Raw genomic sequence first — 20,073 nt, forward strand, 5'->3', positions numbered from 1 at the left:
CAAAACACAGCGTCGTTATGACCGTGCCCTGTACCGTAAGCGCAATCTCGTTGAACGCTTCTTTAAGCGTATCAAGCATTTTCGTCGCGTCGCCACTCGATATGACAAACTCGCCCACAGCTACCTCACCTTTGTCTCCATCGTGTCTGCCTTCGGGCCGCTCTTAAATGTAAACAGGACCTAGGATTAGCTGCTTTCGCTATTGTGCAGATTGCCAAGAGTCTAGAATCCGACGCCCTCGAACTATGGGCGCGCAATAGTTGTTTTGGCAGCGATCCTGCGCACAGGCAGTGGGGGCTGACGGACAAGGATGGAAAGCCGGTCGAAATGGTGCGTATTCCTTGCATCATGGCAAGCGCAGTGGCGGCGCTCAATGCTGCTGTCATCGGCATGGACGTCGCCCTCGGCTTCGATAGTGCCAGGCGGCCTATGGATAACCCAATGCTTGCCATGATGAGCGCCGATAACTCGGATGGCACAGAGTTGGGACGTGCACTATCGCTTCCGCTGCCAGCATGGCCATACCTTCACCAAATGCCTCGCCGGCTTGGTGGCCGCCATGATGCCGACCTGCTCGCAGTGCGTGCAAGTCGGTCGCACGGCGGAGTTGCACGCCCTTGCGCAAAAGGCTGGAGTGACCTGCTTGGAGTCCGAGTGGCTGGGAAATAACGTCAAGCATCGCTTTGCTTGTATGGCGGGGCACGTATGGGAGCGCAGTGGGAGACACGTTATGGACCACGCTGGTTGCCCGGTATGTGTCGATCGGCAGCGAATCGAGAATCGGTATCGCGCGGATGGACTGGAGCGTTTGCACGAGGCGGCGAAGCGTCGAGGCGGGAAGTGTCTGTCGGCGCACTACGAAGGCGTCGAACAGTTTTACACCTTTTGCTGCGCGGCCGGACATCAATGGTCGGCGCGAGGGAAGGCCGTATTGTCGAACAAGTGGTGCCGAAAATGTGCCGGTATCGAGCGCGGTATGAGGCGCCGTTACACGGACGGCCTTGCGCGTTTGCAAGGCATTGCGGCGAGCCATGGCGGCCAATGTCTGAGCGCAGCCTACGAGAGCGGCGCGGCGGTCTATCAGTTCCGCTGCGCGGCCGGCCATGAATGGGAGGCGCGCGGGCGCAAGGTGTTGAACGATAGTTGGTGCATGGCGTGTGTTTACGACGCCAAACGCCTGAGCCTCGAAATCGCACAGCAGGAGGCGGCCGAACGGGGCGGGCAATGTTTATCGACGCACTATGAAGGCGCCACGAAAAAAATGGAGTGGCTATGCCACCGGGGTCACGCATGGTGGGCTTCGCTCTCGAGCGTTCGTGCTGATCACTGGTGTCCGGAGTGTGCATGGCTGGACCGGGCTACCAGAAAGAAGACACGGTTCAAATATGATGCAGTCCCGGCACAGGATTGAGCTCCCCAAAACTTCACTTCCTGAACGGGACGCGTGTTCGGTCCGAATGCGGCATCTTTCGCGGGCACGCAACTCCTCAGTGTCGTGGCGCTTGTATCGCGCGCTTCTCCTTTCAACTCCCACTCAATCGATACATTTATTCACGCGCGACGCCGCGCCACAATTGCCCACTTCCCGCGACATATAATCGCGCCCACTTTTAATACAGCGGGCTCTGAACATGTTCGATCTCACCGGCAAAGTGGCCGTCGTCACGGGCGGCACCAGCGGCATCGGGTTTGGCATTGCTAAAGGATTTTTACAATCTGGCGCGCGCGTCGTGTTGATCGGGCGCGATGCCGAACGCGGCGCGAAAGCCGTCGCCGCGCTCGACGCGCAAGACCACGCGATCTTCATCGCCGCCGATGTCACCGTGCGCGACGACTGTTTCGCCGCCATCGCGCAGACGGAAAAGCACTTCGGCCGCGTCGATATCCTCGTCAATAACGCGGGCATGAATATCCGCCGCGACGCCGAGCAGTACACGCATGCCGAGTGGGATCAGATCATCGCGACGAATCTGAGCAGCGCGTTCCATTGCTCGCAGGCCGCGCACGCCGCGTTTTTGCGCGCGAAGGGCGGCAAGATCGTCAATATCGGGTCGATGCTGTCGCTCTTCGGCACCACCTTCGCCGCCGGCTACGCCGCGAGCAAGGGCGGCATCGTGCAGTTGGGCCGGGCGCTTGCCGTCGAATGGGCGAACGACAATATTCAGGTCAACACGCTGCTGCCGGGCTGGATCGAAACCGAACTCACCGCCGAAGCCAAGCGCCTCTTCCCCGATCTCGAAGCTGGCATTCTGTCGCGCACGCCGCAGGCGCGCTGGGGCAAACCGGCCGACCTCGCGGGCATCGCCGTCGCGCTGTGTTCGAGCGCGTGCGACTTCATCACCGGCACGGCCATTCCCGTCGATGGCGGGTATTCCGTCCAGGGCTGATCCTCTTTTTATCACCACAGCAAAGCCAGTATGAAACTGTTGGACGACGCGTCTTCGCACGCGTCTTTTCGCATGAGCCGGCGTGGCTTCGTGTTGTCGTCGGTCGCGCTCGCGACGCTGGCGCTCGCGAAGCCGCAAGCCATCGTGTTCGCATCGGATGCGGACTTTCAGAGCGGTCCTTTCATGATCGTGTCGCGGCTCGTTTCCGCCGATGCGCTCGATCTTCGCACCGCGCAAGCGCTCTACGGCGCGCTCAGCAAGAAGACGAACTTCGACGCGAATCTGCGCGCGCTCGCCAATCTCGCCTCGGTGGCCGGAACGACCGTCGAGACGCTCGCCGCGCAACTCGATGCCACGCAGCAGCACGCATTGCGCGACACGCTCAATCAGGTCGTGTCGGCGTGGTATCTCGGCATCGTCGATAACAAGACTTACGCGTATCAGAGCGAGCTGATGTACCGGCCCACCGCCGATGTGCTCAGTCCGCCGAGCTACGCGCGCGGGCCCGCTGAGCTGGGCCACGTTCACTCCTCCGGCACAAGGCTCGTAAAAGCCGCCGTTATCGCTTACCTCGCTTCAGACCTCCGTATTACATGAGTGACACGTCTTATTCCGCCGACGTCGTGATCGTCGGCGCGGGTGTCGCGGGCAGTCTCGCCGCGCACGAACTTGCCTCGAGCGGCTTGTCCGTTCTGGTGCTCGATGCCGGTCCGCGCGTAACGCGCGGCGAAATCGTCGAGAATTTCCGCAATTCGCCCGCCACCACGCGCGCGCTGACCACGCCGTATCCGCCGAAGCCCTGGGCGCTCGCGCCTTTCTACGACGAAGCCGGCAACGCGCTCGACTATCTGCAGGTCGACGGCCCCGATGGCTACGCGTATCAGACCGACGATATGCGTCTGGTCGGCGGCACGACCTGGCATTGGGCCGGCTGCGCATGGCGTCATCTGCCGAACGATTTCCGTCTGAAGTCGCAATACGGCGTGGGCCGCGACTGGCCGATCGGCTATGACGATCTCGAGCCGTATTACTACCGCGCCGAAATGGAAATGGGCGTGTGCGGTCCCGATCCGTCGCGCGGCGGCGAAGACCTCGGTTCGCCGCGCAAGCAGCCGTATCCGATGGACAAGATGCTGCTGACGCCGCCGGTCGCGCACTCGCCGAAGCCGTCGCCAAGCACACGAACTATCGCGTCGTGCACGAGCCGGAAGCGCGCAATACGCGTCCCTACGATGGCCGTCCGACCTGCGCGGGCAACAACAACTGCATGCCGATCTGCCCGATCGGCGCGATGTACAACGGCATGCAGAGCGTCCTGAAAGCGGAGCGCGCGGGCGCACGCGTGATGGAAAACTCGGTGGTTTATCGCATCGAAACGGACGCGTCGAACAAGCAGGTCGTCGCGGTCCATTTCTACGATCCGCAGAAGGTCAGCCATCGCGTGACGGGCAAGACGTTCATCATCGCGGCGCATTCGATCGAAAGCGTGAAGCTGCTGCTCTTGTCGAAGGACGACAAGAACCCGAACGGCATCGCCAACAAGACCGATCAGGTCGGCCGCTGCATGATGGAGCACGCGGGCACCGAAGTGCAGTTCCTGAGCGCCGAATCCGTCTGGATGGGCATGGGACCGCAGCACAACGCCGCGATCGACAGCCTGCGCGACGGTCCGTGGCAGGGCGATATGGCCTCCGCGATCACGCGTATCGACGACAGCAATCAGACGCCCTACGTCACCGCCGATGCCCTTAAAAAAAAAAGGCCTCGTCGGCAAGTCGCTCGATCAGGCGATCCGTCATGGCGTCGCGCACAAGCTGGAACTGTCGACGCATCATTCGGTGCTGCCGAATCCGCAGAATCGCCTGACGCTCGACGCGAACAAGCGCGACATGCTCGGCATTCCCTATCCGAAGGTCTGGTACAGCATCGACGAGTACACGCGCAAGAGCGCGCGCCGCACCGTCGAGATGTACAACGACATCTTCAAGGCGATGGGCGCGACCGAGATCACCTATATCCCCGACGCGAACAATCCGCTGATGTTCGCCGCGCAGGACCATCCGATGGGCGGCGTGCTGATGGGCGACGATCCGAACACGTCGGTCTGCGATCGCGATTGCCGGTCGCACGAGCAGCGCAATCTGTATCTCGCGTCGAGCGCGGTGTTCGTCAACACGGGCACGGCCAATCCGACGCTGACGGTGGCGGCGCTGGCGCTGCGCATTGCGGACACGGTTCGCGACGAACTCAAGCGCGCTTAAGGGAGAGCAAACGATGAAGAACATTTTCCGCGTTTGCTCGGGGCTGTTGCTCGCCGCGTTCGTGTCGGGCGCGTTCGCGGCATCCGCCGACGATGCGCAACTGATCGCGCGTGGCCGCTATCTCGCGACCGCCGCCGATTGCGCCGGCTGTCACACGGCGCCGCAAGGCAAGCCGTTCGCGGGCGGCTACGGCATCGATTCGCCGTTCGGCCAGATCTGGTCGAGCAACATCACGCCGTCGAAGACGCAGGGTATCGGCGCGTATAGCGAGCGCGATTTCGCGCGCGCCGTGCGCGAGGGCGTCGATGCGAACGGCCGCCATCTGTATCCGGCGATGCCGTATCCGTCCTACGCCGGCATCGCCGACGACGACATGAAGGCGCTCTACGCGTACTTCATGCACGGCGTCGACGCCGTCGATACCGCGACGCCCGACACCACACTGCCGTTCCCGTTCAGCCAGCGCTGGCTGATGGCGGGATGGAATCTCGCGTTCGCCAACGGCAAGCCCTTCGTGCCCGATGCATCGAAAAGCGCGGCGTTCAATCGCGGCCATTATCTGGTGGAGGCGCTCGGCCATTGCGGCGCGTGTCATACGCCGCGCAACTTCGCGTTCGCGGAGAAGCCGTATCTGCCGCTCGCGGGTGGGCAGTTGGGCGCGTGGCAGACGCCGAACATCACGTCGGATCCGGTGAGCGGCATCGGCGGATGGACGCAGGCGGAACTCGTGCAGTATCTGCGCACGGGCACTGTGCCGGGCAAGGCGCAGGCGGCGGGCGGCATGGCCGAAGCGGTGCAGGCGAGTCTCCAGCATCTGAGCGACGACGATCTCAACGCCATCGCGACGTATCTGAAAGCGAGCAAGCCGGTGCGCAATCCGGTCGACGTGAAGCCCGCCTATGCATACGACGGCACGCATGCCGGCGGCTACGAAGCGGCGTTGCGCGCGACCAATCAGGGCATCGGCGTGAATTCGACGACGCCCGGCTTCATGAAGCTCACGACCGGCGCGCAGCTGTATAGCGGAAATTGCGCGAGCTGCCAGCCGAGCGGCGCGGGCACGAGCGATGGCGCGTTCCTGTCGCTGACGCACAACTCGACGCTCGGCCGCCACGACGCGGACAACCTCGTCATGGTGATCCTGAACGGTCTGCATATCCAGACGGGCAAGGACGATCGCCCGATGCCGGCCTTCGCCGACGATCTGAACGACGAGCCAGGTCGCGCAGATCGCCACGTTCGTGATGAGCGAGTACGGCAATCCCGACGTCAAGGTCGATGCGCAACGCGTGAAGGTGCTGCGCGCGGGCGGCGACAGTCCGGTCGACGGTCTCGGTTACGCGCTGATCGCGGCAGTGGTGATCGCGCTGCTGGCGATCTTTCTGATCGCGCGGTTGTGCAAGTGCAAACGCCGGCGCAAGTCGTCCTTCTGACGCGCTAGGTAGAAAGACAAAGGCCGTTCCGACATCCATCGGAACGGCCTTTTTTCATTCGATCGCCGGGCTTTTCAAGTGCGGCGTCCCAGCAGACTCGCGCCATACACCAGCGCCGCCAGCATCGTGATCCAGAAACTGGTCGGCCAATCGGTGTAATACGCGAGCGTCAGGCCGAGCCACGCCTGCCCGAGCGCGAACAGCGCCGCCAAGATCAGGCCGGACGACAGACGCGTCGTGACGTTTTGCGCGGCGGCGGCGGGGCCGACCATCAGCGCGAAGACCAGCAACACGCCGACGATCTGCGTGCACGCCGCCACCGCCAGCGCGGTGATCGCGAGAAACAGCACCGACACAAGCCGCAGCGACACGCCTTTGGCTTCCGCGAGTTCCGGCTGCAGCGACGCGAACATCAGCGGCCGCATGATGAACGCGAGCGCGCCGAGACTCACCACCGCGAGCCCGAGCAGCACGACCAGCGTCTCGTGATTGACGCCGAGCACGTTGCCGAACAGCAGCGCGGTTGCCTGCGTCGCGTAGGCGGTGAAGAAGTGCAGAAACAGCAAACCGAAGCCGAGCGACAGCGACAGGATCACGCCGATCGCGACATCGCGCCCGGACAGTTTCTCGCCGAGCGCGCCCATGCCGATGCCCGCCGCGAGCGTGAAGCCGACCATGCCCCACAGCGGCGGCAGGCCGAGCAGAACCGCGCCCGTCGCGCCCGTGAAGCCGACGTGCGAGAGCGCGTGACCGGCGAAAGTCTGTCCGCGCATCACCAGAAAATAGCCGACGATTCCCGACAGCACCGCGACGATCCCCGACGCCGCGAATGCGTTGACCATGAAGTCATATTCGAACATTGTGCTGTCTACTTGGCGTGACTGTGATGATGACCGTGGTCGTGCGCGTGACCATGATCGTGTTCATGCCTGTGATCGTGTTCCGCGCCTTCCTCGTGCGCGTGATCGAGCTTGTCGATTTCCACATCGCCCGACATCACGAAGATGCGGCCGTTCACGCGCATCACGTCGATGGGCGAGCCGTACAGCTTCGAGAGCACCGGCTTCGAGATGACTTCGTCGACGGTGCCGAGCGCCGCGCGCCCGTTGCCGAGATACAGCACGCGATCGAGCGAATTGAGCAGCGGATTGAGTTCGTGCGCCGAAAACAGCACGGTGATGTTCAGTTCCCGCTGCACGCGCCGCACCAGTTCGACGACGCCTGTCTGATGCCGCGGATCGAGGCTGATCAGCGGTTCGTCGAGCAGCAGCAGATGCGGTTCGCCGAGCAGACATTGCGCGAGCAACAGACGCTGACGCTCGCCGCCCGACAGTTCCGACAGCGGCCGCGCCGAAAGCTGCGTCGCGCCGACGAGTTCGAGCACGCGATCGACATCGGCGCGGATGCGCGCGTCGTGCATCGGCACGCCCCAGCGATGCCCGTCGGCGGCCATCGCGACGAAATCGCGGCCGAGCACGCGCCGGCCGGCAAGTCCGCTGCGAATCTGCGGCATATAGCCGATCGACGGATTGCCGCGCATCACCGCTTCGCCGTGCACGCGGATCGCGCCCGAGGCGACCGGCACGAGGCCGAGCAGCGCGCGCATCAGCGTGGTCTTGCCCGCGCCGTTCGGCCCGAGCACGCCGATGAACTCGCCGTTGTTCACGGTGAAACTCGCGTCGTTGAGAATCGCGCGGCCGCCGAGTTCCAGCGTCACGCGATCGACTTCGAGCGCGGCGGGTTCGGTGTGCGCGTGTCGGTTCATCGTTGCCATCCCTGCAGCGCGCCGGACAGCGAGTCGAGTTGCGAGCTCATCCATTGCTGATAGGTTTTGCCGGCGGGCAGCGTCTCCGTCACGCTGATGGTCGGCACATGCGCGTCCTTCGCGATGCCAAGCATGCGCTTGGTGAGCGCTTCCGTCGCCTGACTGTTATAGATGAGCACATGCACGCGACGCTCGCGCAGATCGTTCTCGAAAGCGGCGATATCCGTCGCGCTTGGTTCGGTCTCGTTCATCGCGGCCATCTGGAAGTGCATGTTGCGCATCTCGAAGCCGATCGCATCGGCCATATAGCCGAACACGGGTTCCGTCGCCGTCACCGGCACGCCGTGATAGCGCGCCTTTAACTGCGCGACGCTGGCGTCGATCGGCTTGAGCGAATCGAGGAACTTGGCGAGACGCGCGTCGTAATCGCTCTTGTGCGCCGGGTCCGTGCTCGCGAGATACGCGCTGATCGCTTTGGCCACGGTCGGCATGGTCGCCGGGTCATACCAGAGATGCGGGTTGTCGCCGGACTTCTTGCCGACGAGCTGCGCCGCGACGATCACCGTGCGCTTGTCGTTACTCTTCGATGCACCGAGCAGCTTGTCCATCCACGGATCGTAGTCCGCGCCGTTGTAGACGACCAGCGCCGCGTGCTGCAACGCGCGCGCGGTTTTCGGACTGGCTTCGAACAGATGCGGATCCTGATCCGGATTGCTGAGGATGCTCGTCACCTGCACGTGATCGCCGCCGAGTTGATGGATCACGTCGCCATAGAAGTTCTCCGCCGCGACCACCGGCACGCGCGCGGTTTGCGCGGACGCGGTTTGACACAAGCCGAATGCGAGGGCGAAGCAGGTCAGGACGTGCGCGAATTTCATCGGTTTCCTCGTGGTGAGGCACGGGCGTGCCATGTTGTGATGGAGCGTCAGGCGCCGTGCTGCTGCGCGCGATGCTTCTTCTGACAGTCGCTGCACAGGCCGCTCAGTTCGACGACCTGATGCCGCACCTGAAAGCCATGCGCGGGCGGACTCGCCGACAGCGACGACGCCACTTCGCGACCCTGTATCTCCAGCGTCGCGCCGCATTCGTCGCAGATCAGGAACTGGCTTTCGTGCGGTTTGCCGGCATCGCAGCAGGCGACGAAAGCATTCTTCGATTCGATGCGGTGGACCAGCCCGTTCTCCACCAGAAAATCCAGCGCGCGATAAACGGTGGTCGGCAGCACGCGCGTGCCGCGCTGCGGTTCCATCGCGTCGATGAGGTCGTAGGCGCCGATCGGCTTGTGCGCCTTCAGCACGAGTTCGTAGACCTGCCGGCGCAGCGGCGTGAGCGCGAGGCCGCGCTCGTCGGCGAGCGCTTCGGCGCGGGCGATCATGGTTTCGACGGATGCAGTCATGTCGGTTGGGCCGGCGCTCAGGCCGGCGAGTGCGTATGAGTTGAACGGTGCGGAGGCGGACGGGCCGCTCGCTGCACATCCGGCGATGATATAACGTATCACTCGAAAATGCACGGCGGGACAGGGAACGTGAGTTGCTCACGCGTTCGCCGAACGTGAATCTCTGCGCTCAGGCAACGCGCTGGCTTTGCGCGTCGCAGCATCAAAACCGCGTTTCCCCGCCTTGACATGAGCGCGCGCAACGCCGATCATTCGATCAACTAGAGAGTAATTGTTCATTCACAGAGCGTTCGCTCACATTGCGAACAGGTCACCGCCCGTAGTTGCGCGATAAATCGGAGACATCGGTGAAACTGAGAGACAAGGTAGCCATCATCACGGGCGCCGCCGGCGGCATCGGCGAAGCGGTTGCGCGGCGATATCTGGACGAAGGCGCGAAGCTCGTCGTCGTCGACGTGAAGGACGAAGGCGAGATCGCCAAGCGTTTCGAGGATGTCGCGGATCGCGTGCTGGCGCTGCGCGCCGACGTCACCAAGCGCGACGACATCGCGAATATCGTCGCGCGGACCGTCGAGCGTTTCGGCGGTATCGACATTCTGTTCAACAACGCGGCGCTGTTCGACATGCGCCCGATCCTCGACGAATCCTGGGATATCTACGACCGCCTGTTCGCGGTCAACGTCAAAGGCATGTTCTTCCTGATGCAGGCCGTCGCCCAGCGCATGGTCGAGCAGGGGCGCGGCGGCAAGATCGTCAATATGTCGTCGCAGGCGGGACGACGCGGCGAGGCGCTGGTGTCGCATTACTGCGCGACCAAGGCGGCGGTCATCAGCTACACGCAATCGGCGGCGCTGGCGCTCGCGAAAGAGCGCATCAACGTGAACGGCATCGCGCCGGGCGTCGTCGATACGCCGATGTGGGAACAGGTCGATGCCTTGTTCGCGCGCTACGAAAACCGCCCGCTCGGCGAGAAGAAGCGTCTGGTCGGCGAGGAAGTGCCGCTCGGCCGCATGGGTCTGCCCGCCGATCTGACGGGCGCGGCGCTGTTCCTCGCCTCGGCCGATTCGGATTACATTACCGCGCAGACGCTCAACGTCGACGGCGGCAACTGGATGAGCTGAAGACGACGGCGAGCGGCCCAAATGCGGCGATGCGGTGCGCTTTGGCGCTTGCGGCATCAAGCTCACCGTCTATATTGAAACGGCGTCACGGCGATTGAGGCACACACGGGGCCGGCGCGAGCAACATGGCATCCGTGTCAGGCACGCGGCGCAACCAGCGGATCAACGCATAAAGAAGGAAAAACACGCGACGTCCATCGCATCCATGAGGCAGCAAGCGGCACATACGGCGGTTGCGCACAAGCGCCGGTGCCAACAAAAAATGGAGACGCACCAAAATGAAACGTATCAAACAGATCGTCGGAGACACGCCGCGCGCGAAGATGGCGCTGACCGGGATGGCGGCATCCGTGCTCGCGGCCAGCGCCGCGTTCGTGCCGAACATCGGGGAAGCGGCGACCATCACCATTGCCACGCTGAATAATCCGGACGTCATCGAGCTGAAGAAGCTCTCGCCGGCGTTCGAGAAAGCCAATCCGGACATCAAGCTGAACTGGGTGATTCTCGAAGAAAACGTGCAGCGCCAGCGCGCCACGACCGATATCACCACCAACAGCGGCCAGTTCGACGTCATGACCATCGGCACGTATGAAGCGCCGCAGTGGGGCAAGCGCGGCTGGCTCTCGCCGATGACCAACCTGCCCGCGAACTACGATCTCGACGACGTCGTGAAGACCGCGCGCGACGGGCTCTCGTAGAACGGCACGCTGTTCGCGCTGCCGTTCTACGTCGAAAGCTCGATGACGTACTACCGCAAGGACCTGTTCTAGGCAGCCGGCCTGACGATGCCCGACGCGCCGACCTACGATCAGATCAAGCAGTTCGCCGACAAGCTCACCGACAAGGCCAAAGGCCAGTACGGCATCTGCCTGCGCGGCAAGGCGGGCTGGGGCGAGAACATGGCGTATGTGTCGACGGTCGTGAATACGTACGGCGGCGAGTGGTTCAACGAGAAGTGGCAGGCGCAGATCGACACGCCCGAATGGAAGAAGGCGGTCACGTTCTACTCCGATCTGCTGAAGAACGACGGCCCGCCGGGAGCCTCGTCGAACGGCTTCAACGAAAACCTGACGCTGATGTCCTCCGGCAAGTGCGCGATGTGGATCGACGCGACGGTTGCCGCCGGCATGCTGTACAACAAGGCGCAATCGCAGGTGGCCGACAAGATCGGCTTCGCCGCCGCGCCGGTCGCCGTGACGCCGAAGGGCTCGCATTGGCTGTGGTCGTGGTCGCTCGCCATTCCGAAGACCTCGAAGCAGCAGGACGCCGCGAAGAAGTTCGCCGCGTGGGCGACGTCGAAGGAATACATCGAGATGGTCGGCAAGGACGAAGGCTGGGCATCGGTGCCGCCGGGCACGCGTAAATCGACCTACGCCCGTCCCGAATATAAGCAGGCTGCACCGTTCGGCGACTTCGTGCTGAAGGCGATCGAAACCGCCGATCCGAACGACGCGACGCTGCACAAGGTGCCGTATAGCGGCATCCAGTTCGTCGGCATTCCGGAGTTCCAGTCCTTCGGCACGGTCGTCGGCCAGTCGATCGCGGGTGTCGTCGCGGGTCAGTCGACCGTCGATCAGGCGTTGAAGGCGGGCAATGCCGCGGCCGATCGCGCCGTGAAGCAGGCCGGCTATCAGAAGTAACGCATATAAGCAAATCCGCGTGGCACGGACCGCTCCGCAACGGGGCGGTCCCGAAGCATCATCATCGAGAGGTGGCACGATGAGTCAACTGAATCCCCCCATCACCGATCACCACATGGAGGAGTCCGCCGCCGAGCGCGACAAGCGGCGCGCGAAGTCGGTGCGCTGGCTGATCACGCCGTCGACCGGTCTCCTGTTCCTGTGGATGGCCATTCCGTTCGCGATGACGATCTGGTTTTCGTTCTCGCGATACAACCTGCTGAATCCCGATGTCAAAGGATTCGCGGGCCTCGACAACTTCCAGTTCCTCGTCACCGATCCGGCGTTCGGGCCGTCCATCGGGCATACGCTGACGCTGATTCTGTCCGTGCTCGTCATTACGGTCGTGGGCGGCGTGCTGCTGGCCGTGCTGTTCGACCGCAAATTCTTCGGGCAGGGCATCGCGCGGCTGCTGGTGATCGCGCCGTTCTTCGTCATGCCGACGGTGTCCGCGCTGATCTGGAAGAACATGATTCTTCACCCGGTGTACGGGCTGATCGCGCAACTGATGCGTTCGATGGGCATGCAGCCGATCGACTGGTTCGCGGAATATCCGCTGTTCGCGGTCATCGTGATCGTCGCGTGGCAATGGCTGCCGTTCGCCTTCCTGATTCTCTTCACGGCGATTCAGTCGCTCGATCAGGAGCAGAAGGAAGCGGCGCGCATCGACGGCGCGGGTCCGTTCTCGATGTTCTTCTTCATCACGCTGCCGCATTTGCGACGCGCCATTTCCGTTGTCGTGATGATGGAGACGATTTTCCTGCTGTCGATCTTCGCCGAAATCTATACGACGACCGGCGGCGGTCCGGGCACCGCGACGACCAATCTGTCGTACCTGATCTACGCGCTCGGCCTGCAACAGTTCGACGTCGGTCTCGCTTCGGCGGGCGGCATTCTCGCGGTGATTCTCGCGAACATCGTGGCGTTCTTCCTCGTGCGGATGCTCGCGAAGAACCTCAAGGGAGAGTTGGAATCATGAGCACACAACTCAGCAGTCAATCCGTCAACGCGCCGCCGCGCACCTCGGCGCTCGATCATGTGAAGAACATCGTGCCGGGCGTGGTCGCGTGGCTGGTGTCGATCCTTTTGTTCTTCCCGATCTTCTGGATGACGATCACCGCGTTCAAGACCGAGCAGCAGGCGTATTCGTCGTCGCTGTTCTTCACGCCGACGCTGGAAAGCTTCAAGGAAGTGTTCGCGCGCAGCAATTACTTCGGCTTCGCGTGGAATTCGGTGCTGATTTCGGTCGGCGTCACGGTGATCTGTCTGCTGCTCGCCGTGCCCTGCGCCTACGCAATGGCCTTCTTCCCGACGAAGAAAACGCAGTCCGTGCTGCTGTGGATGCTTTCCACGAAGATGATGCCGTCGGTCGGCGTGCTGGTGCCGATCTATCTCCTGTGGAAGAACACGGGTCTGCTGGACACGGTGTCGGGTCTGATCATCGTCTATACGCTGATCAACTTGCCGATCGCGGTGTGGATGGCCTTCACGTACTTCAACGAAGTGCCGAAGGACATTCTCGAAGCCGGCCGTATCGACGGCGCGACGACGTGGCAGGAAATCGTCTATCTGCTGATGCCGATGTCGCTGCCCGGACTCGCATCGACCGGACTGCTGTTGATCATCCTGTCGTGGAACGAGGCGTTCTGGTCGATCAACCTGTCGAGTTCGAATGCCGTGCCGCTGACGGTGTTCATCGCGTCGTATTCGAGTCCGGAAGGGCTGTTCTGGGCCAAGCTGTCGGCGGCGTCGCTGCTGGCGGTCGCGCCGATCCTGATCGTCGGCTGGGTCTCGCAGAAGCAGCTGGTCCGCGGTCTCACGTTTGGCGCGGTGAAGTGAGGGCGTGCACGTGACTCTTACTTCATCCCGAGACGCGAGCCTCGAAGATCGCCTGCTGATCTGCGATTGCGACGGCGTGCTGATCGACAGCGAAGCGGTGGCGGCGCACATGCTCGTCACCGAGCTCGAAGCGCTGTGGCCCGGCGTCGATGTCGAGCCGGTGCTGCTGCCGCTGCTCGGCCTGCGCATCGAAGCGGTGCTCGCGAGTGCCGCCGATACGGTCGGCCGCACGCTCACGCACGAGCAGGTCATTTCGATCCGCCGTGCCGTCGAAGTCGCGGCGATGCAGGCGCCGACGGTGCCGGGCATCGCGGAGGCGCTGGCGGCCGTGCCGTTCACCAAGGCTTGCGCGAGCAACAGTTTTTCGTCGTATGTGGAGAGCGTGCTGAACCGCACGGGCCTCGTGCGCTTCTTCGGCGAGCGGCGTTTCTGCGCCGATATGGTCGAGAACCCGAAGCCCGCGTCGGACGTGTACCTCGCGGCGGCGCGCGCGATGAAGGTCGATCCGCTGTGCTGTCTAGTCGTCGAAGACAGCGTGACGGGCGTGACGGCGGCGCGCGCGGCGGGCATGCAGGTGCTCGGTTTTATCGGCGGCGGACACGCGACGGACGGACAGATTCACACGCTCATGCGCGCGGGCGCGGAAGTGGTGTTCGACGATATGTCGCGTCTGCCGCAACTCGTCGAGCAATGGCTCGCGAACGCGGCGTTCGAAATCAGATAGCGGCGGCATCGACGTCGCACATCGTAGGGAGACACAATCATGGCTAGCCTGACACTGCGCAACATCAGCAAGCGTTACGAAGAAACCGAGGTGATGCGCAACATCAACCTCGATATCAACGACGGCGAGTTCGTCGTGTTCGTGGGCCCGTCGGGCTGCGGCAAGTCCACGCTGATGCGCATGATCGCGGGTCTGGAGGACATCAGCGGCGGCGATCTGATGATCGACAGCGCGCGCGTCAACGAACTGGCGCCCGCCAAGCGCGGCATCGCGATGGTGTTCCAGTCGTACGCGCTCTATCCGCACATGACGCTGTACGACAACATGGCGTTCGGCCTCAAGCTCGCGGGCGAGAAGAAGCCCGCCATCGACGCGGCCGTGAAGAACGCCGCGAAGATTCTGCACATCGACCACTTGCTGGACCGCAAGCCGAAGGCGCTCTCCGGCGGGCAGCGTCAGCGCGTGGCGATCAGCCGCGCGATCACGCGCAAGCCGAAAGTGTTCCTGTTCGACGAACCGCTGTCGAACCTCGACGCCGCGCTGCGCGTGAAGATGCGCCTCGAATTCGCGCGTCTGCACGACGATCTCAAGACGACGATGATCTACGTGACGCACGATCAGGTCGAAGCGATGACGCTGGCGGACAAGATCGTCGTGTTGTCGGCGGGAAATATCGAGCAGGTCGGCACGCCGAACGAGTTGTATCACGGGCCGGCGAACAAGTTCGTGGGCGGCTTTATCGGCTCGCCGAAGATGAATTTTCTGTCGGGCACCGTCGCGAACGTGCAGAGCGACGGCTTGATGGTGAAATACGCGACCGGCGAAACGCAACTGGTCGGCGTGCTGCCCGGCAACGCCAAAGTGGGCGATGCGGTGACGGTTGGCATCCGTCCGGAGCACTTGCAGCCGGATTCCGGCGGTTACGGCATCACGGTGACCACGACCACGGTCGAAACGCTCGGCGATGCCGCGTATCTCTACGCGGAATCGGACGTCGCGCCGGACGGTTTGATCTCGCGCATTCCGCCGCTGGAAAAGCATGCGCGCGGCACCAAGATCAAACTCGGCACGCAGCCGGATCACTGCCATCTGTTCAACGCGGAAGGGCAGGCGTTCCGTCGCAACGTGGTCGAGGCGTGGGCGCGCGACAATCCGGACAATCCGGTCGTGCGTCGGCAGGCGGCGAGCGCCTGAGTTGTTGTTTGAAGGCGCCGCGCCGGACGTGCGGCGCCTTCGTGCTTTATGAGTCTCGGCGCGACGGGCGATAATCGCCTTTCCCACCGAACGCGACGCCGCCATGCCCATCCTCAGCGAAATCTTCGTCTATCCGATCAAATCCTGCGCGGGCATCGCGCTGTCGCGTGCGGTGCTGCGCGAAACCGGCCTCGAATACGATCGCAACTGGATGGTGACCGATCCGTCGGGCGGCATGCTCACGCAGCGCACGCTGCCGCGCATGGCGCTGATCCGTACCGCGTTCGATGGCGACGATCTCCTGATCGACGCGCCCGGCATGCCGACGCTGCGCACGCCTTTGAATGCCGATGCGCTCGCAGGCGCTGCGCCCGTCCGCGCGACCGTCTGGCGCGACACCGTCGACGCGCTCGATACCGGCGACGCCAGCGCGAAATGGTTCACCGATTTTCTCGGCACGCCCGCGCGCCTCGCGCGGTTTCTGCCGTCGTATCGGCGCGTCGTCGACGAGACATGGACCGCGCCGCAGACCACCCACACGCGTTTCGCCGATGGTTTTCCGCTGCTGGTGATGGGACAGGCATCGCTCGACGATCTCAACGCGCGGCTCTCGACCAAGGGCGCCCGGGATTCCCGCGAACCGTTTTCGGCCGAATCTGGTGATCGGCGGGCTCGATGCGTACGAAGAGGATTTCGTCGGCGACATGCAGATCGGCGACGTGCAGTTGCGGCTGGTGAAGCTGTGCTCGCGCTGTCCGGTGCCGACGATCGATCAGGCGACCGGCGCGCCGCATCCCGACTGGCCGCACGAGCCGACCGACACGATGAGCACGTATCGCGCGAGCGAGCAGATGGACGGCAAGCTGACTTTTGGCAAGAACGCGGTGGTGGTGGGCGGCGAGGGCGTGGTGTTGGAAGTCGGTCAGGAAGTCGCGGCGGAACTCGACTTCTGAGCGCTTGCGTTTGAGTTTCAGCGGGGCGACGCGCTTGAAACCGCTTACGCGTCCAAAGCCGCCTTCGCGCACAACTCGTCCGTCACGAGCCCGGACAGCCACTGACCCTTGAGCGCGGAGATCACCGCATCGCGTTTGCGCTGACCGCCCGCGAAGCCGATGGTCGGGCGCTTCGGCGGCGTATCGAGTTTGAGGCTGGTCACGCGCGCGCCGGTTGTTGAGTGGACGCGCGCGCCTTGGGCGTCGATCGGCAGGCCGAGCCATTCGGCGACCGCGCCCGACTGCATCATTTCGTCGACTTCGCCGCGCGTGATGAAGCCGTCTTCGTGCAGCGGGCAATTCACGCCGATATTGCCGATACCGACGAACGCCACGTCCGCGCGATGCGCGAGTTCGTCGACGATCCTGTACAGACGGTGATTGGTCCACTGGGCGCGTTCGGCTTCGCTATCGGCCATGAGCGGCGCGGGCAGCATGAAGTGCTTGCCGCCGGTCTTTTCCGACAACTGCTGGGCGACGTCATAGCGATTCGACGAGCCATCCTGCGCGATCGCGCCGACCAGCGACACGAAACGATGCTGCGCGCGGTCGATCTGGCCGATCTGCGCGACGCAGGCCTTGAGCGTGCGGCCGCTGCCGATCGACACGATGAGCGGTTTCTCGTCGAGCAGATAGCGCTCCATGACTTGCGCGCCCGCGACCGCGAGCTTGCGATCGACCTGCTCGGCGGCATCGCCGTCGATGGGCACGACTTCGCACATCGTCAGTCCGTAGCGGTCGCTGAGTTGCTTGGCGAGCGACAGACAATTGGCGATGCGGTGATCCACCCGGACGCGGATCAGGTTCTTTTCGACCGCGAACGCGACGAGGCGTTGCGCCACCGGACGCGAGATCTGCAGCTTTTCGGCGATCTCGTTTTGGGTGTCGCCGGCGACGTAGTACAGCCACGCTGCGCGGGTTGCTAGGTCGAGTTTTTCGGTTGACTTGGGCACTTTAGGTAGTTGTTGTGCTTGGTTCTGGTGTCGTGGGTTCTTGGTTCAGTAACCGCCTCCCCGGCGGTGGGGTTACTTTCTTTGCGGCGGCAAAGAAAGTAATCAAAGAAAGCCGCTGGCCGATCCTAAGTCCTTCACACCGGCCCCGGCACGGAACCTTAGACTTGGCACAGCAGTAGCAAGTGTCTTTACGGTGTGATCGCCTGCATGGTTCCCATGCGATCCGCGCTTTCTCGCCTACCTTGGTAACGGTCCCCTTCGGCATACTCCGGCCCGCTGCGCGGCCGGTGTAGGGCCGTTTGGGCAACCGGCGGTCAATTACCGAAACGACCTCGAATACGTTTTCGTTTTCTTGCTATTCGGCCCTACCTCGGTTTGCGCTTCGACGGAGTTCTAATGTTTTAGCGGGGCTACCTCGGCGTGCATTGCGTGATCATATGCTTTTTCATCGGAGCGCTAAACAAGGTAGGGCTGAATAACGAAAAAAGCGAGGACGTATTCAAGGTCGTTTCGCAAAACACCTGCCGGTTGCCCAAACGGCCCCAAACCGGCCGCGCAGCAGGCCGGAGCAAGCCGAAGGGGACCGATACGGAAGTAGGTGAGGGAGAACGAATCGCATGGGAACCCGTGTCCGGACGCGCCACGAGGTCACTCGCTACTGCAGTGCCAAGTCGCTAGTGCTGTGCCGCGGCCGGCCAAGAAGGTGCTTAGGATCGGCCAGCGGCTTTCTTTGGTTACTTTCTTTGCCGCCGCAAAGAAAGTAACCCCTCCGCCGGGGGAGGCGGCTACTGCAAAAGAAAGCATGACAACGTAAGTTCAAGCCAACCGAGGCCGCGCCGGATCGAACAAAGGCCGAACGTGCTGATACAACTCGCGAAACCCTTTCAAGCGCGAGCGCAACAGCTCGTGCCGCGCAGAGTCCGGCGTGAACTCCTGCTTGATAGCGGGCTTGGCGAGCACAACAGCGGGATCGCCGCCCGCAGCGAGCCAACCAAGCCGCGCAGCGCCAAGCGCCGCACCAGTTTCGCCACCACCATGCGTACGAGTAGGCGTATCGAACGCATCGGCGAACATCTGCGCCCAGTAAGCACTCCGTGCGCCGCCGCCCAGCATCGACAACGCCCGCGCCTGCGTACCGGCGGATTCGAGCGCATCGAGACCATCGGTCAGGGAAAGCGTCACGCCTTCAAGCACCGAATAGCCGAGCAACGCGCGATCGGTCGCATGCGTCATCCCAAAGAACACGCCCTGCGCGTAAGGATCGTTGTGTGGCGTGAGCTCGCCGCTCAGATACGGCAGAAACAGTGGCGCGGACTGCAGCACATCGGCGGGCAGGGCTTCGATTTCGGCGAGCAGCGTCGGCTCGTCGGTCGAGGTCAGCTTGCACACCCAGCGCAGACAGCTCGCCGCCGACAACACCACGCTCATCTGATGCCAGCGATCCGGAATCGCGTGGCAGAACGCATGCACCGCCGACGCCGGATTCGGCCGGAAGCGATCGCCGATCACGCACAGCCCGCCCGATGTGCCCAGCGACAGGAAGCCGTCGCCCGGATCGGTCGCGCCGATGCCCACCGCGCTCGCCGCATTGTCGCCGCCGCCCGCCGCGACGATCACGTCTTGGCGCAAGCCGAATTCGCGCGCGAGTTCCGGCAAGAGCGTGCCCGACGGCGCGCTGCCCTCCGCCAGCGACGGCATCTGCTGACGCGCCATGCCGCAGGCGGCGAGCAGTTCGTCGGACCAGTCGCGGCGCGCGACATCGAGCCAGAGCGTGCCGGCGGCGTCCGACGGATCGGAGACCTTGGTGCCGGTCAGATGCATCCGCAGATAATCCTTCGGCAGCAGCATGCACGCCGTCTGACGGAAGATGTCCGGCTCGTTGTGCGCGACCCACAGCAGCTTCGGCGCGGTGAAGCCGGGCATCGCCAGATTGCCGGCGATCGCGTGCAGATTCGGCGCGCGCTCATACAACTCGGCGTATTCCTTGTCGCTGCGCATGTCGTTCCAGAGGATCGCGGGACGCAGCACGCGATCGCTGGAATCGAGCAGCACCGCGCCGTGCATCTGTCCGGACAGGCCGATGCCGCGAATCTGCGCGAATTCATCGGGGAATTTCGCGCGCAACGCGAAGAGGGCGGCGCGCGTGCCTTCCCACCAGTCGAGCGGATTCTGTTCGGACCAGCGCGGCTTCGGGCGCGAGACAGTGAACGGCGTGCCCGCCGTGCCGATGACGCTGCCGTCGCTCGCGAGCAGCAGCACTTTCACTTCGGAGGAGCCGAGGTCGATGCCTAAGTACATGAACGAACCCTTGATCGTTACCGGCCGGACG

At 63.4% G+C, this 20,073-nt stretch carries 18 protein-coding genes and 2 pseudogenes; 14 read left to right on the forward strand and 6 right to left on the reverse strand.

Annotated features, from left to right (window positions below; translation table 11 throughout):
- The 7 genes from BVER_RS30140 to BVER_RS13500 form a co-directional block, all read left to right on the forward strand.
- The coding region (locus BVER_RS30140) for a transposase (protein WP_157056056.1) at nucleotides 1–184 on the forward strand (184 nt) is incomplete at its 5' end.
- A 546-nt stretch (nucleotides 185–730) separates the two neighbouring features.
- A complete protein-coding gene (locus tag BVER_RS13480; RefSeq protein WP_157056057.1) occupies nucleotides 731–1,411 on the forward strand; it encodes a hypothetical protein in 681 nt (226 codons plus the stop codon).
- Between the two features lie 220 nt (nucleotides 1,412–1,631).
- Nucleotides 1,632–2,387 carry an SDR family NAD(P)-dependent oxidoreductase gene (locus BVER_RS13485; RefSeq protein WP_050453752.1) on the forward strand — a complete coding sequence of 252 codons (756 nt, stop codon included), beginning with the start codon at nucleotides 1,632–1,634 and terminating at the stop codon, nucleotides 2,385–2,387.
- Nucleotides 2,388–2,459: 72 nt separating this feature from the next.
- The gene (locus BVER_RS13490; protein ID WP_198155253.1) at nucleotides 2,460–2,984 is read left to right on the forward strand and encodes a sugar dehydrogenase complex small subunit; all 525 of its coding nucleotides are present in this window, start codon (nucleotides 2,460–2,462) and stop codon (nucleotides 2,982–2,984) included.
- On the forward strand, nucleotides 2,981–3,706 hold the full coding sequence (locus tag BVER_RS32550) for an FAD-dependent oxidoreductase (protein WP_198155254.1): 726 nt from the start codon (nucleotides 2,981–2,983) through the stop codon (nucleotides 3,704–3,706). Before BVER_RS13490 ends, BVER_RS32550 begins: the two co-directional genes overlap by 4 nt.
- A gap of 423 nt (nucleotides 3,707–4,129) precedes the next feature.
- Nucleotides 4,130–4,648 carry a GMC oxidoreductase gene (locus BVER_RS32555; protein WP_198155255.1) on the forward strand — a complete coding sequence of 173 codons (519 nt, stop codon included), beginning with the start codon at nucleotides 4,130–4,132 and terminating at the stop codon, nucleotides 4,646–4,648.
- A 13-nt stretch (nucleotides 4,649–4,661) separates the two neighbouring features.
- The gene (locus BVER_RS13500) at nucleotides 4,662–6,089 is read left to right on the forward strand and encodes a cytochrome c (RefSeq protein WP_050453754.1); all 1,428 of its coding nucleotides are present in this window, start codon (nucleotides 4,662–4,664) and stop codon (nucleotides 6,087–6,089) included.
- A 66-nt stretch (nucleotides 6,090–6,155) separates the two neighbouring features.
- Here BVER_RS13500 and BVER_RS13505 read toward each other — a convergent pair whose 3' ends face one another.
- From BVER_RS13505 to BVER_RS13520, 4 genes are read right to left on the reverse strand one after another with little or no spacing between them, the layout of a single operon-like run.
- A complete protein-coding gene (locus tag BVER_RS13505) occupies nucleotides 6,156–6,941 on the reverse strand; it encodes a metal ABC transporter permease (RefSeq protein ID WP_050453755.1) in 786 nt (261 codons plus the stop codon).
- A gap of 8 nt (nucleotides 6,942–6,949) precedes the next feature.
- On the reverse strand, nucleotides 6,950–7,846 hold the full coding sequence (locus BVER_RS13510; RefSeq protein ID WP_157056058.1) for an ATP-binding cassette domain-containing protein: 897 nt from the start codon (nucleotides 7,844–7,846) through the stop codon (nucleotides 6,950–6,952).
- Nucleotides 7,843–8,724 (reverse strand): metal ABC transporter solute-binding protein, encoded by an 882-nt coding sequence (locus BVER_RS13515; protein WP_050453757.1) that lies wholly within the window; start codon nucleotides 8,722–8,724, stop codon nucleotides 7,843–7,845. Before BVER_RS13515 ends, BVER_RS13510 begins: the two co-directional genes overlap by 4 nt.
- Before the next feature lie 47 nt (nucleotides 8,725–8,771).
- A complete protein-coding gene (locus BVER_RS13520; protein ID WP_050453758.1) occupies nucleotides 8,772–9,242 on the reverse strand; it encodes a Fur family transcriptional regulator in 471 nt (156 codons plus the stop codon).
- Between the two features lie 347 nt (nucleotides 9,243–9,589).
- Between BVER_RS13520 and BVER_RS13525 the strand changes: the two genes are divergently transcribed.
- From BVER_RS13525 to BVER_RS13555, 7 genes and pseudogenes are all read left to right on the forward strand, one after another.
- Nucleotides 9,590–10,363: an L-iditol 2-dehydrogenase gene (locus tag BVER_RS13525; RefSeq protein WP_050453768.1), complete on the forward strand. Its 774-nt coding sequence runs from the start codon at nucleotides 9,590–9,592 to the stop codon at nucleotides 10,361–10,363.
- A 338-nt stretch (nucleotides 10,364–10,701) separates the two neighbouring features.
- Nucleotides 10,702–12,003: pseudogene (locus BVER_RS13530) on the forward strand (ABC transporter substrate-binding protein).
- Nucleotides 12,004–12,118: 115 nt separating this feature from the next.
- A complete protein-coding gene (locus BVER_RS13535) occupies nucleotides 12,119–13,021 on the forward strand; it encodes a carbohydrate ABC transporter permease (protein WP_232316538.1) in 903 nt (300 codons plus the stop codon).
- The gene (locus tag BVER_RS13540) at nucleotides 13,018–13,881 is read left to right on the forward strand and encodes a carbohydrate ABC transporter permease (RefSeq protein ID WP_050453760.1); all 864 of its coding nucleotides are present in this window, start codon (nucleotides 13,018–13,020) and stop codon (nucleotides 13,879–13,881) included. Before BVER_RS13535 ends, BVER_RS13540 begins: the two co-directional genes overlap by 4 nt.
- A gap of 10 nt (nucleotides 13,882–13,891) precedes the next feature.
- Nucleotides 13,892–14,605 (forward strand): HAD family hydrolase, encoded by a 714-nt coding sequence (locus BVER_RS13545; protein WP_050453769.1) that lies wholly within the window; start codon nucleotides 13,892–13,894, stop codon nucleotides 14,603–14,605.
- 39 nt (nucleotides 14,606–14,644) lie between these two features.
- Nucleotides 14,645–15,799, forward strand: a complete 1,155-nt coding sequence (locus tag BVER_RS13550; protein WP_050453761.1) for an ABC transporter ATP-binding protein — start codon at nucleotides 14,645–14,647, stop codon at nucleotides 15,797–15,799.
- 103 nt (nucleotides 15,800–15,902) lie between these two features.
- Nucleotides 15,903–16,752, forward strand: a pseudogene (locus BVER_RS13555) (MOSC domain-containing protein).
- A gap of 44 nt (nucleotides 16,753–16,796) precedes the next feature.
- On the opposite strand, the gene BVER_RS13560 reads toward BVER_RS13555, so the two are convergent.
- Nucleotides 16,797–17,744, reverse strand: coding sequence for a sugar-binding transcriptional regulator (locus BVER_RS13560; protein WP_050453762.1), 948 nt, complete (start codon nucleotides 17,742–17,744; stop codon nucleotides 16,797–16,799).
- A gap of 816 nt (nucleotides 17,745–18,560) precedes the next feature.
- On the reverse strand, nucleotides 18,561–20,042 hold the full coding sequence (gene xylB, locus BVER_RS13565; RefSeq protein ID WP_050453763.1) for a xylulokinase: 1,482 nt from the start codon (nucleotides 20,040–20,042) through the stop codon (nucleotides 18,561–18,563).
- Nucleotides 20,043–20,073 lie beyond the last annotated feature (31 nt).

It is taken from the genome of Candidatus Burkholderia verschuerenii, from assembly GCF_001189365.1.
GTDB lineage: Bacteria > Pseudomonadota > Gammaproteobacteria > Burkholderiales > Burkholderiaceae > Caballeronia > Caballeronia verschuerenii.